Genomic DNA, 13,269 nt, shown 5'->3' on the forward strand with positions numbered 1-13,269 from the left:
TCGGTGCCGGCGGGGTTCTGCTTGCTGATCTTGGCGGGTGGGGCGTCGTGCGGGAAGGGGCCCATGGCAGTCCTCCGAAAGCTGTTTTGGCCGGGCTTGACCATCTTCACCATGATAGCCCGACACCTCCGCACGGTGCTTGCATTCAACCGCTTGAAATGCGCATCATGCGCGCAAACCGTGCATAAATGGAGAAAAATTCATGGATGATGCGCGCCTCGATCAATTCGACCGCAAGATAATGGCGCTTTTGCAGGACGATGCGCGATTCACCAACAACGATTTGGCGGAGCGCGTGAACCTGTCGCCCTCGCAATGCTCGCGCCGCCGTCTGCGGCTGGAGGAGGACGGCTATATCAAGGGCTATCGCGCGGTGCTCGACCGCGACCGTCTGGGCTTTTCGCTGGTCAACGTCATCTCGGTGACCTTGGCCACCCACAACCGGGACAATGCCCGCCGCTTCGGCGAACTGGTGGCTCGCCTGCCCGAGGTGCAGGAGGCGCACGCCTTAACGGGAGAGATGGATTACATCCTGAAGGTCGTGACGCCCGACCTCAAATCACTGTCGGAGTTCGTCAACGGCGTGCTCCTGCCGCATGAATCCGTGCAGCACGTGAAGACGGCGATCGTGCTGGAAACACTCAAGGAAACCGGTGCGCTGCCTATTTAGCCGCGCTGCTGCTGGATCAGCCCGTAAAGGTTGGTGCAGCGCGCGCCTGAACGGCAATAAGCGAACACCGGCCCTTCGAGCTCGTCCAGCGCGGCAGCCTGGTCCTCGACATTGTCCATGGTGATCTGGCCGCTGATCACGGGGATGTAGCGGAAGGCAAGCCCGGCCGCCTCGGCTGCGGCCTGAATGCTTCCGGCCGAAGGCTGGCCGGGCTGCTCCTCGTCCGGCCGGTTGCAGATCACGCTTTTGAAGCCGGCGTCCTTGATGGCGGCGATATCCTCGGGCTGGATCTGGCCGGAGACCGAATAGTCGTCGCTGATCTGGCGGTATTCCATGGTGTCGTCCTCGCGATCTCTTTGGCGGCAGTCTTGCCACTCCGGGAGAAGGGCGGCAATCCGCATTAAAGGAATTCCCTGCCAAATAGCGACGACCGATCGAAAAATCCAACCGGGCCGTTTTTCGACCCGGTTGGCTGCCGCGTCGCTCAGCTTCCCAGGATCGCGCCTTTGATCTGCGTGATGTTGTTGTGCATCATGTCGATATAGGTCGAGGCCGGGCCGTCCGATCCCGACAGCGCGTCCGAATAGAGCGTGCCGCCGACCTTGATGCCGGTCTCGCCGGCGATCTGCTCGATCAGCCGCGGATTGGTGATGTTCTCGATGAAGATCGCCGCCGCCTTGTCCTRCTTRATCTGCTCCACGAGCTTGGCGACGTCCGCGGCCGAYGGCTCGGAATCGGTCGAGATGCCCTGCGGCGCCAGGAAGGTCAGCCCGTATTCATGCTCGAAATAGCCGAAGGCGTCATGCGAGGTGATGACGACGCGCTTGGCTTGTGGGATCGACTGGATTGCCGCGTTCACTTCGCCTTCCAGCGCATCGAGCTTGGTAGTGTAGGCGGCGGCGTTGGCCTTGTAGCTGTCGCAGCCCTCGGCGTCGGCCGCGCAGAACGCCTCGGCGATATTCTTCACATAGATCTTGGCATTGGCGATCGATTGGAAGGCGTGCGGGTCGGTGACGGTCTTGCCGCCRCTGGTGTCGGCCCCTTCGGCCGCGTCCGCGTCGGCGAATTCCGGCTTGAAGTCGATCGGCGTCACGCCCTTGGTCAGCGTCACGATCGCGGCCTTGGTGGCGCTGGCGTCAACCAGGCGCTGCAGGAAGCCTTCGAAATGCAAGCCGTTGACCAGCACGACGTCGGCGCCTGCCATCGCTACCGCGTCGGCCGGGCTCGGCTCATAGACATGCGCRTCGCCGTCCGGCCCGACGATGGTGGTGATGTTGACCCGGTTGCCGCCGACATTTTTCGCAAAGTCCGCAATCACGGTGAAGCTTGCCACCACTTTCAGCGGTGCCGCGAAAGCGGAGGATGTTGCGAATGCGCTTAATGTTATAACGCTCAACGCCAGCGCGGCACGGAAGGATTTCAGCATTGGGTGGTCTCCTTGCTTGGGGATGGGGTCAGGCGGTGCGGTGTCGGTGATGCACGATGCGGGCGCGCAGCACGCCGCGCGTGCCGAACAGGATCGAGCAGAAATAAACGACGCCGGACGAAAGGATGATCGCGGGGCCGGAGGGCAGCGACGCATGGTAGGACAAAAGCAGCCCGGCGATGCAGGAGGCAAAGCCGATCAGCACGGCCAGCGCGCACATCGGCTCGACGCGCACCGTCCAGAAGCGGGCGGCGGCTGCCGGCAGCATCATCAGCCCGACCGAGAGCAGCGTGCCCAGCGCCTGGAAGCCGCCGACGAGGTTGAGCACGACCAGGCCCAGGAAGATGAAATGCACCGGGCTGCCCATGCGGCTCACCGAGCGYAGGAACAGCGGATCGAGGCATTCGGCGACCAGCGCGCGCCAGAAGATAGCGAGACAGGCGAGCGTCACCGCCACGATRCCGCCGATCAAGATCAGCGCCTCATTGTTGAGCGCGAGCACCGTGCCGAACAGCACATGCATGAGGTCGACGCTTGAGCCGCGGATCGACACCATCAGCACGCCGACGGCCAGCGAAATCAGATAGAAGGCCGCCATCGAGGCGTCCTCGCGCTGGATGGTGAAGCGCGAGACGGCGCCCGCGCCGAGCGCCACGATGATGCCGGCGATCAGCCCGCCGACCGTCATCGGCAGGATCTCGAGCCCATAGAGCAGGAAGCCGGCGGCCGCGCCCGGCAGGATGGCATGCGCCATCGCGTCGCCCGACAGGCTCATGCGCCTGAGCATCAGGAAGACGCCGACCGGGCAGGCGCCGAGCGACAGCATCAGCGAGCCGAACAGTGCCCGCTGCATGAAGGCGAAATCGGCAAAGGGCGCGATGAAGAGGCCGTAGACGAAATCCATCACGCCGCCCTCGGTCCGGAGCCGTGCTGGTGGTCGTGATGGTGATCATGCGCATGATCGTGATGCGCGTGATCATGGCTATGATCATGATCCTCGGGCTCGCACCAGGGCGCGTTCTCTTCCCACGCCTCGTGGAAGCGCCGTGCCTTGAGCAGGTTTTCGGGCCGCAGCGTTTCCTTTGTGTCGCCCCAGGCGACCGGCTGGCGGGCAAGCAGCAGCGTTTCGGGGAAATTCTGCCGCACCAGATCGAGGTCGTGGACGACGACCATGATGGTGCGCTCCTCCCCATGCCAGCGTTTGATCAATTGGATGAGGTCGCCGACCGTCTTGGCGTCGACCGCGTTGAACGGCTCATCGAGCAGGATGAGGTCGGCGTCCTGCAAAAGCACGCGGGCAAACAGCGTGCGCTGCAATTGGCCGCCCGACAGCGTATCGATCGGCCGTTTCTCGAAGCCGCCGAGTCCGACCGCCATCAGCGCCCTGCTGACCGACTCGCGATCCTCTTTCGTATAGCGGCCAAGYATGCCGCGCTTCGGCCATAGGCCGAGCGAGACCAGATCGACGACGCGCGCCGGAAAGGAGCGGTCGAGCTCCGATTGCTGCGGCAGATAGGCGGTGCGCACGCCCGGCATGCGGACCACCGCGCCTTCCATCGRCTTCAGCACGCCGACAATGCCCTTCATCAGCGTCGACTTGCCCGAACCATTGGCGCCGACCACGGCGGTCAGCGAGCCTTTGCGCACGATGCCATTGAGATGATGGATCGCCGGATGGCTGTTATAGCCAAGCGTCAGGTCGCGGAAGGTCAGGCAGGCATTGGTCATCAAACGTCGGTCCGCGAATTCGAGTACGCCGTCGATATGTGATGTTATTACATTAGTCAACATGGCGGTCCGGCGGAATTGTGACACGTCCGGTCAACTCACCGTGTAGGCGGGCCGTTCGGAACCGGACAATTGGCTCAATTGGTTTCGCGCCCGCCGGCCTTGCCCCGCGCCGGCCGGGACTCTAAAGAGCAGCGACTCCCACAACGAAGGAACCTCCAATGAGCATTCGTCGCATCGATGTCGGCCCGCGCATGAGCCAGATCGTCATTCATGGCAACACCGTCTATCTGGCCGGCCAGGTCGGTCAGCCCGGCGGCAACGTCGCATCCCAGACGCGCGACATCCTGAAGACCATCGACGAATTGCTGGCCAAGGCCGGCACCRACAAGACCAAGATCGTGCAGGCGATCATCTGRCTGGACGACATGAAGACCTTTGCCGAGATGAACTCGGAATGGGACAAGTGGGTGCCGCAGGGCCACACCCCGGCGCGCGCCACCGGCGAAGCCAAGCTTGCCGGCCCGGAATATCTGGTCGAGATCATCATCACCGCGGCAATCTGAGCCGACTTCTCCTTCTCCCCTGTGGGAGAAGATGGCCGCGAAGCGGCCGGATGAGGGGTGTTGGAGGATCGCGGCGTGGAAGAAGTGGGCGCTTGAAGCACTCTTTTCTTCAGCACCTCGTTTCTTCCAGCACCCTCATCCGTCTCGGCGCTGCGCGCCGATCCACCTTCTCTCGCAAGGGGAGAAGGGAGCGCTGGCGCTATCCCTGCGACGGGGTAAACCTCGCCACCAGCGTATGGCTCTCCGCCGGATAGATGAAGCGCACATGCGTCACCGGATGCTCGGCGCTCCAGGTGCGGCGCTCGACCACCAGGCATGGGGCGCCGGGATCGATGTCGAGCGCATCGGCGATTGCCTCGTCCGCCGCCATAGCGCGGATGCGGTGCTCGGCCTCGCTCCACGGCACGCGGCCGATCAGCCAGGGGCCCGGCGCGATATCGAGAAACTCCTCTTCGGCTGCCTCGGCCACCGCGGAAAGGTTGATCAGCCGCTGCTCCAGCGCGAATGGCCGTTCGCCGGCAAAATGCAGACCCTCCAGCGCAAGCACCGCACCTGATGCTGAAAGCCCGAGCAACGCGCGGTCCTCGGCGCCGCTGCGCCGCTTGACCCGCTCCAGCCGCTCATAGCGCGATAGGGAAGGCCAAGGGCTTCGACCTCGATCCTGATGTCGTGTAGCTCCAGCACCGCCGCCTGCGACTGCGGCTGGCGGACGAAACTGCCGGAACGGCGGCGACGCTCGATCAGCCCCGCCTTGGCCAGCTGCGATAGCGCCTTGTTCACCGTCATGCGCGAGCAATTGTACTGAGCCGTCAGCTCGTGCTCGAAGGGGATGCGATGTCCAGGCGCCCAAGCGCCCGACAGGATCTTTTCACGGATGTCGGACAAGATGCGCTGGTGCAGCGAGAGGATCTCGCCGCCCTCGACATCGTCTGTCTCGACCAGGCTCATCGGATGGATCCTGCTTCAGCCTTGCGACAATGCGGTCATCACTTCGCGGAACCGCGCGGCGACAGCTTCGCGCTTCGCATGCCGGCCGCCGCTGACCTGTTTCCTGCCATGCACCCACACGCAATCGACCGTGCCGCCATTGGCGAAGATCCAGGCATCGAGGATCGCATCGCCTGCCTTGCCGGCCAGCGATGGATGGTTTTGGTCGAGCGAGACGAGATCGGCAGGGCAGCCGGCGGCAATCTGTGAAGGACCTGCCCCAAGCGCCCGACTGCCGCCGTTAAGCGCCGCATCGAACAGAGCCCGCCCGGTCGAGCCGCCGGCCCGCGCCAGCACGTTGCGGGCGCGGTGGACAAGGCGTTGCGAATATTCAAGCTGCCGAAGCTCGTCCGGCAGGCCGATCAGCACATTGGAATCGGAACCGACGCCGAAGCGGCCGCCTTGCTCGATGAAGAGCGGGGCCGCGAAAGTGCCGTCGCCGAGATTGGCCTCGGTGATCGGACAGAGCCCGGCGATCGCACCGGTCCGGGCCATCGCAACCGTTTCGGCCTCGGTCATATGCGTGGCGTGGATCAGGCACCAGCGTTGGTCCACCTTTGCATTGGCGAGCAGGAATTCGACCGGGCGCTTGCCCGACCAGGCGATGCAGTCCTCGACCTCCTTCACCTGTTCGGCGACATGGATATGGATGGGCCCGTTCGGCGCCATCGCAGCGACGGCATTGAGCTCGTCCGGCGTTGCGGCGCGCAAACTATGCGGCGCGACGCCGACGACGGCCTGTTCTAATGAGCGAACGCCCTCGCGGCTTTTCTCAAGCAAGCACCCGAAACGCTCGACATCATTGATGAATCGCCGCTGGCCATCGCCGGGAGCGGCGCCCCCGAAGGCGGAATGGGCATAGAAGACCGGCAGCAGCGTCAGCCCGATACCGGTATCTGCCGCGGCAGCGGCGATCCGCTCGGCCATCTCGGCGATATTGGCGTAAGGCTGCCCGTCGCGGTCGTGATGCAGATAGTGGAATTCGCCGACGCGCGAAAAGCCGGCCTCCAACATCTCGACATAGAGTTGCGCCGCCACCGCCTCGACCTGGTCCAGCGTCATCGACAGCGCGAAGCGGTACATCACCTCGCGCCAGCTCCAGAAACTGTCGGTCGAAGGGCCGCGTAGCTCGGCCAAACCCGCCATGCCGCGCTGGAAGGCGTGGCTGTGCAGATTGGGCATGCCCGGCAGGACGATGGCGTGGCGCTCGTCGCCCGCCTGAGGGGAAGCGCCGACTTCGACTGAAGAGATGCGGCCATCTTCAAAAGCGATCCTGACATTGTCCTGCCAACCGCCGGGCAGCAGCGCCTGTTCCGCAAAGATCGCCGTCACGTTCCTCTCCGAATCTGAATGCCCAGGCGACATTATCACTTGCGTCGCGTTCCAATATGTATATACATAATCGTCATCCAAGCAAATGGAAAAGATGATGGGTGGAGCAAACGGGAAGAGCGGCCATCGGGTCTGGCGCAATGCGCGCCTGGCGACCATGGCCGGGGGTGYTGCCGGTCTCGRCATCGTCGAGAAAGGCGCGGTCGCCGCGCACGACGGGTTGATCGTTTATGCCGGCCCCGAGGCCGATATGCCGGCTGCAACCGGGCAGGGCGCCGAGGTCGTCGATTGCCAGGGCCGCTGGATCACGCCAGGGCTGATCGATTGCCACACGCATCTGGTCTATGCCGGCAACCGTGCCAACGAATTCGAAATGCGGTTGGCCGGCGCCACCTATGAAGAAGTGGCCCGCGCCGGCGGCGGCATTGTCTCCTCGGTCAAGTCGCTGCGCGCAGCGAGCGAGGACGAGCTTGTCGCCGAGACGCGGCCGCGTCTCGACGCGCTGCTGGCCGAAGGTGTCACCACCGTCGAGGTCAAGTCCGGCTACGGTCTCGATGCCGACAACGAGAAGAAGTCGTTGCGCGCCGCCCGCCGCCTGGCCGACGAGCGCCCGGTCACGGTCCGTACGACCTGCCTTGCGGCCCATGCGCTGCCGCCGGAAGCCAAGGGCGACAAGGATGCGTTCATCGATCTCGTCGCCGGCACGATCCTGCCTGCAGTCGCTGCCGAAAAGCTCGCCGACGCCGTCGACGGTTTTTGCGAGGGCATTGCGTTTTCGCCGKAGCAGATGGCGCGTGTCTTCGAAAAGGCCAAGGCGCTCGGTCTGCCGGTGAAGCTCCATGCCGACCAGCTTTCCAACCTGCATGGCGCGGCCCTTGCCGCCCGCTATGGCGCCTTGTCGGCCGACCACCTCGAATACACGGACGAGGAGGGCGCCGCGGCGATGGCCAAGGCCGGCACCGTGGCGACCATCCTGCCCGGCGCCTACTATTTCATCCGCGAGACGAAGAAGCCGCCGGTCGACCTGTTCCGCCGCCACGGCGTCAAGATGGCGGTCGCCACCGACAGCAATCCCGGCACCTCGCCGCTCACCTCGTTGCTGCTCACCATGAACATGGCTGCGACGCTGTTCGGCATGACCGTCGACGAATGCCTTGCCGGCGTCACCCGTGAGGCCGCGCGCGCGTTGGGCTTGCTGGAACAGACCGGCACGCTGGAGGCCGGCAAATCGGCCGATCTCGCCATCTGGGACATCGAACGCCCGGCCGAACTCGTCTACCGCATGGGCTTCAATCCGCTCCATGCCCGTATCTGGAGAGGACAATGACGGAACTGACCCTGAAGCCCGGCAGCGCGACGCTTGCCGACTGGCGCGCCATCTATCGCGGGGCCGTGCCGAAGCTCGACGCCGCCTGCCGGCCGAAGATCAAAGCCAGCGCTGAGGCGGTCGCCCGCATCCTCGCCAAGGGCGAGCCGGTCTATGGCATCAACACCGGCTTCGGCAAGCTCGCGAGCGTCCGCATCCCGGCCGACGATCTCGAAACGCTCCAGCGCAACATCGTGCTGTCGCATGCGGCCGGCGTCGGCGAGCCGATGCCGGTCCCAGTGGTGCGGCTGATGATGGCGCTCAAGCTCGCCAGCCTTGCCCAGGGCGCTTCCGGCGTGCGCGCCGAGACCATCGACCTGCTTCAAGGGATGCTCGCCAACGACGTCATCCCCGTCGTGCCCGCGCAGGGCTCGGTCGGCGCGTCCGGCGACCTCGCGCCGCTCTCGCATATGACGGCTGTCATGATCGGCGTCGGCGAGTGCTTTACCCCGCACGGCCGCTTCCCCGCCAAGGTCGCCTTCGTCTCGCATGGGCTGGAGCCAGTGACGCTCGGCGCCAAGGAGGGGCTGGCGCTGCTCAACGGCACGCAGTTCTCGACCGCTTTCGCGCTGGCCGGCCTGTTCGAGGCCGAGACGCTCTACCAGTCCGCGCTGGTCGCCGGCGCGCTGTCGACCGACGCTGCCAAAGGTTCGGACGCCCCCTTCGATCCGCGCATCCACCTGCTGCGCAAACATCGCGGCCAGATCGAAACGGCGGATGCGCTGCGCAATCTCATGGCCGGCAGCGCCATCCGGGAATCGCACCGCGTCGGAGACGAGCGCGTGCAGGACCCGTATTGCCTGCGCTGCCAGCCGCAGGTGATGGGCGCCGCGCTCGACGTGCTGCGCAAGGCCGCCGACACGCTGGAAACCGAGGCCAACGGTGTCACCGACAACCCGTTGATCTTCGCCGAGGACGACACCGCGCTTTCGGGCGGCAATTTCCATGCCGAGCCGGTGGCCTTCGCCGCCGACATGATCGCGCTTGCCGTCTGCGAGATCGGCTCGCTGTCGGAGCGGCGCATCGCCATGCTGGTCGATCCGGCGCTGTCCGGCATGCCGGCTTTCCTGACGCCCAAGCCGGGTTTGAACTCCGGCTTCATGATCCCGCAGGTGACGGCGGCTGCGCTCGTTTCGGAAAACAAGCAGAAGGCCTATCCGGCAAGCGTCGATTCCATTCCGACCTCGGCCAACCAGGAAGATCATGTCTCGATGGCCGCGCACGGCGCGCGCCGCCTGCTCGGCATGATCGAGAATGCGACCGCCGTCATCGGCATTGAACTCCTGGCAGCTGCACAGGGCTGCGATTTCCACGCTCCGCTCGCTTCGAGCGAAGCCCTCGAGGCGGTGCGCAAGCTGGTCCGGGCCGAGGTGCCTCATCTCGACAATGACCGCCATTTCCATCCCGACATGGAAAAGGCGATCGCCTTGGTCCGCAGCGGCGCGGCAGTGAATGCGGCGGGCGCGGTAAAGCTGCCGGGGATTGCATCGTGAGATTGAACGCCCTGATAGGTCGCGATCCTTCGCGCCCCCCTCTGGCCTACCGGCCATCTCCCCCACGAGGGGGGAGATCAGCCGTCGCGTCGGCCTTCGCCAATCACCGACGTGGTAGGATGGAGCGAGGCGCCGAAACAGCCAATCTCCCCCCTCGTGGGGGAGATGCCCGGCAGGGCAGAGGGGGGCGCCGTAGAGCTCCAACTTGCGGAGGTCTCGCATGACCCCTTCATGGCTCACCGTCACCCAGGGCACGGCCCCCCTTCTGGTCTCGATCCCGCACACCGGCATCGATCTGGCCGGCCTCGACTCCCGCCTGGTCTCGACCTGGCTCGGCCGACGCGACTGCGACTGGTGGATCGACAAACTCTATGACTTTGCAGCCGATCTCGGCGCGACCGTCGTGCATACTGCCATCTCTCGCACCGTTATAGACRTCAACCGCGACCCGTCCGGCGTCCCGCTCTATCCCGGCCAGGCGACGACGACCCTTTGCCCGACGGATACCTTCGATGGCGATCCCCTCTACCGCATGGGCGATGAGCCGACGCCATCAGAGATCGATGAGCGCCGCGAGACCTATTTCGCGCCTTACCACGACGCCCTGCARGCCGAGATCGACCGGCTGCGTGGCATGCACGAAAACATCGTGCTTTACGACTGCCATTCGATCCGCTCGGTGCTGCCCCGCCTTTTCGAAGGCACACTGCCGGTCTTCAATCTCGGCACCAATGACGGCAGGAGCACCGATCCGTCGCTGCAGGCAAGGGTGACGGAGATCCTCGCCGCGACTGGCGAGAGCTGGGTGGTCAACGGCCGCTTCAAGGGCGGCTGGATCACGCGCCATTTCGGCCGGCCCGAGAACGGCGTCCATGCGCTGCAGATGGAACTCTCCAACCGTGGCTACATGCGCGAGCCGAACAAGAAGGGCTCGCCGGAAAACTGGCCCGAGCCCTACGACCCCAGCTACGCGGCGCCGATCCGCGCCACGCTGAAAACGATCCTTGAAACCGCCATTGACTGGGCCGGGCGCTGACCAGCGCCGCCCGCCTCGCTTGAAAGGGACAATGATGACCGATCCTCGTCACAACATCCGCGAAGTGCGCGCCCCGCGCGGCGACAAGCTCAACGCCCGCTACTGGACGACCGAGGCGCCGCTGCGCATGCTGATGAACAATCTCGACCCGGAGGTCGCCGAGAACCCGAACGAGCTGGTCGTCTACGGCGGCATCGGCAGGGCGGCGCGTACCTGGAACGATTTCGACCGCATCGTCGTCTCGCTGAAGACGCTTGGCGAGGATGAGACGCTGCTGGTGCAGWCCGGCAAGCCGGTCGGCGTCTTCAAGACCCATTCCAACGCGCCGCGCGTGCTCATCGCCAACTCCAACATCGTGCCGCACTGGGCGACCTGGGAGAAGTTCAACGAGCTCGATAGGAAGGGCCTGATGATGTACGGCCAGATGACGGCCGGCTCCTGGATCTATATCGGCACGCAAGGCATCGTTCAGGGCACCTACGAGACTTTCGTCGAGGCCGGCCGCCAACACTACAACGGCAACCTCAAGGGCAAATGGATCCTGACCGGCGGTCTCGGCGGCATGGGCGGCGCCCAGCCTTTGGCCGCCGTCATGGCAGGCGCCTCCTGTCTTGCCATCGAGTGCAACCCGGATTCGATCGATTTCCGCCTGCGCACCCGCTATCTCGACGAGAAGGCCGAGACGCTCGACGAAGCGATGGAAATGATCGATCGCTGGACCAAGGCCGGCGAAGCAAAGTCGGTCGGCCTGCTCGGCAACGCCGCCGAGATCGTGCCGGAGATGTTCAAGCGCGGCATCCGCCCCGACATTCTGACCGACCAGACCTCGGCGCACGACCCGATCAACGGCTATCTGCCGAAGGGCTGGACGATGGCCGAATGGCGCGAGAAGCGCACGTCCGATCCGAAGGCCGTCGAGAAAGCCGCCCGTGCATCGATGCGCGAGCATGTCGAGGCGATGGTGGCGTTCTGGAACGCCGGCGTGCCGACGCTCGACTATGGCAACAACATCCGCCAGGTCGCCAAGGACGAAGGTTTTGAGAACGCCTTCGCTTTCCCGGGCTTCGTGCCGGCCTATATCCGGCCGCTGTTTTGCCGCGGCATCGGTCCGTTCCGCTGGGCCGCGCTCTCGGGCGATCCGGAGGACATCTACAAGACCGACGCCAAGGTGCGCGAGCTCACCCCCGGCAACACGCATCTGCACAACTGGCTCGACATGGCGCGCAAGCGCATCTCCTTTCAAGGGTTGCCGGCGCGCATCTGCTGGGTCGGCCTCGGCGACCGCCACCGGCTCGGCCTCGCCTTCAACGAAATGGTGGCCAAGGGCGAACTGAAGGCGCCGGTCGTCATCGGCCGCGACCACCTCGATTCCGGTTCGGTCGCCTCGCCGAACCGCGAGACGGAAGCGATGAAGGACGGCTCCGACGCCATTTCCGACTGGCCGCTGCTCAACGCGCTGCTCAACACCGCCTCCGGCGCCACCTGGGTGTCGCTGCACCATGGCGGCGGCGTCGGCATGGGCTTCTCCCAGCATGCCGGCATGGTGATCGTCGCCGACGGCACGCCCGAAGCGGCCAGGCGTCTGGAGCGCGTGCTGTGGAACGACCCGGCGACCGGCGTCATGCGTCATGCCGATGCCGGCTACGACATCGCCATTGAATGCGCCAAGGAGCACCAGCTCAACCTGCCGGGCATACTGGGCTAGAGCATGATGCCGAAAAGTGTGAAACGGGTTTCGGACAACATCATGCTCCAAACCAAGAAGACAGATCCGGACGATTTCAGGTCGAATCGACTTGAAATCGTCCGGCTCTAAGCCGATGCGCATCCTCCGTGCCGTCGATTACCGCGTCATGCCGTGGAAGAATGGCGGCGGCACGACCACCGAGATCGCCGTTTCGCCGGAACGAGCCGGGCTCGACGATTTCGACTGGCGCATCTCCATGGCCCGCGTCGAAACCAGCGGACCGTTCTCGAGCTTCGCCGGCATCGACCGAACATTGTCGGTGCTGGAGGGCGAGGGGATTGTCCTCGACGTCGCCGGCCTGCCTCCGACGCGGCTGACCACAGCCTCAGTGCCATTCGCCTTTCCGGGCGACGTGCCGACCAGTGCTGCGCTGATCGGCGGTCCGATCACCGATCTCAACATCATGACCCGCCGTGGCCRCATGGCCCATGAGGTCGAGCGCCGGCCTTTCTCCGCCGAGATTCGCCTCGCGCCGCACGCCGACGCCACGCTCGTTCTTGCCGTCGGCGCCGGCGCCACGCTCTTCACGGACGATGGGCCGAGCTTGGAACCACTCGATATGCTGATCGTCGACCGGGACAGGCCGGAATTGCGGCTTCAGCCCAAGGGGCAGGGCCTGCTTTTCGTGATCGGGCTCCACCGCTTCGCCGCCAACCGTTAACGGCTGTTTCCAAACATGATCGCGGCTCAGGCGAATTATCGCCCGGCCCCTTGCATGTATCACGAAAAAGCCTGAATCCTTGCCCTGATCCAACCGGGGCGGAGAGCGAGGGGCGTTCGCCCATGAGCTGTCGAAAGGGCACGCCCCCATTGTGGTGCGCAAAACAAACTTTCGGCCGATCAATCATGCAACCAATTGCAATTGAACCGGTTTTAGGGCCATTGCCGTGGCGGTGACGCCGCATTGCGCCCCCGCTT

The 13,269-nt window shown here is 64.8% G+C and carries 12 protein-coding genes and 1 pseudogene; 7 read left to right on the plus strand and 6 right to left on the minus strand.

Features of this window, described 5'->3' with window-relative positions:
• Positions 1–202 precede the first annotated feature (202 nt).
• Positions 203–670 (plus strand): Lrp/AsnC family transcriptional regulator, encoded by a 468-nt coding sequence (locus LCM4576_RS16525; protein ID WP_040986687.1) that lies wholly within the window; start codon positions 203–205, stop codon positions 668–670.
• On the opposite strand, the gene LCM4576_RS16530 is transcribed toward LCM4576_RS16525, so the two are convergent.
• The 4 genes from LCM4576_RS16530 to aztA form a co-directional block, all read right to left on the minus strand.
• Positions 667–1,005, minus strand: a complete 339-nt coding sequence (locus LCM4576_RS16530; protein WP_040986559.1) for a TIGR01244 family sulfur transferase — start codon at positions 1,003–1,005, stop codon at positions 667–669. The genes LCM4576_RS16525 and LCM4576_RS16530 overlap by 4 nt on opposite strands.
• Positions 1,006–1,154: 149 nt before the next feature.
• Positions 1,155–2,096, minus strand: a complete 942-nt coding sequence (gene aztC, locus LCM4576_RS16535; protein ID WP_071033182.1) for a zinc ABC transporter substrate-binding protein AztC — start codon at positions 2,094–2,096, stop codon at positions 1,155–1,157.
• 28 nt (positions 2,097–2,124) lie between these two features.
• Positions 2,125–3,000: a zinc ABC transporter permease AztB gene (gene aztB, locus LCM4576_RS16540; RefSeq protein WP_071033297.1), complete on the minus strand. Its 876-nt coding sequence runs from the start codon at positions 2,998–3,000 to the stop codon at positions 2,125–2,127.
• Positions 3,000–3,824 (minus strand): zinc ABC transporter ATP-binding protein AztA, encoded by an 825-nt coding sequence (gene aztA, locus LCM4576_RS16545; protein ID WP_071033183.1) that lies wholly within the window; start codon positions 3,822–3,824, stop codon positions 3,000–3,002. Before aztA ends, aztB begins: the two co-directional genes overlap by 1 nt.
• Before the next feature lie 221 nt (positions 3,825–4,045).
• Here aztA and LCM4576_RS16550 point away from each other — a divergent pair, with 221 nt between their 5' ends.
• Positions 4,046–4,390 carry a RidA family protein gene (locus tag LCM4576_RS16550; RefSeq protein WP_071033184.1) on the plus strand — a complete coding sequence of 115 codons (345 nt, stop codon included), beginning with the start codon at positions 4,046–4,048 and terminating at the stop codon, positions 4,388–4,390.
• Positions 4,391–4,589: 199 nt separating this feature from the next.
• Here the strand turns inward: LCM4576_RS16550 and hutC are convergent.
• Positions 4,590–5,338: pseudogene (hutC, locus tag LCM4576_RS16555) on the minus strand (histidine utilization repressor).
• A 15-nt stretch (positions 5,339–5,353) separates the two neighbouring features.
• Positions 5,354–6,709 carry a formimidoylglutamate deiminase gene (locus LCM4576_RS16560; RefSeq protein WP_071033185.1) on the minus strand — a complete coding sequence of 452 codons (1,356 nt, stop codon included), beginning with the start codon at positions 6,707–6,709 and terminating at the stop codon, positions 5,354–5,356.
• A 97-nt stretch (positions 6,710–6,806) separates the two neighbouring features.
• Between LCM4576_RS16560 and hutI the strand changes: the two genes are divergently transcribed.
• The 5 genes from hutI (at position 6,807) to LCM4576_RS16585 (ending at position 13,012) form a co-directional block, all read left to right on the plus strand.
• Positions 6,807–8,036, plus strand: a complete 1,230-nt coding sequence (hutI, locus tag LCM4576_RS16565; RefSeq protein WP_198540257.1) for an imidazolonepropionase — start codon at positions 6,807–6,809, stop codon at positions 8,034–8,036.
• The gene (hutH, locus tag LCM4576_RS16570) at positions 8,033–9,568 is read left to right on the plus strand and encodes a histidine ammonia-lyase (RefSeq protein ID WP_071033186.1); all 1,536 of its coding nucleotides are present in this window, start codon (positions 8,033–8,035) and stop codon (positions 9,566–9,568) included. The genes hutI and hutH overlap by 4 nt, the downstream gene beginning before the upstream one ends.
• Positions 9,569–9,788: 220 nt before the next feature.
• Entirely contained in the window at positions 9,789–10,604 is an 816-nt protein-coding gene (hutG, locus tag LCM4576_RS16575) for an N-formylglutamate deformylase (RefSeq protein ID WP_071033187.1), read from the plus strand.
• A 31-nt stretch (positions 10,605–10,635) separates the two neighbouring features.
• Entirely contained in the window at positions 10,636–12,309 is a 1,674-nt protein-coding gene (gene hutU, locus LCM4576_RS16580) for a urocanate hydratase (protein ID WP_198540258.1), read from the plus strand.
• A 115-nt stretch (positions 12,310–12,424) separates the two neighbouring features.
• Positions 12,425–13,012, plus strand: coding sequence for a HutD family protein (locus LCM4576_RS16585; protein WP_071033189.1), 588 nt, complete (start codon positions 12,425–12,427; stop codon positions 13,010–13,012).
• Positions 13,013–13,269 lie beyond the last annotated feature (257 nt).

Source organism: Mesorhizobium sp. LCM 4576, assembly GCF_001854815.1.
Lineage (GTDB): Bacteria > Pseudomonadota > Alphaproteobacteria > Rhizobiales > Rhizobiaceae > Mesorhizobium > Mesorhizobium plurifarium.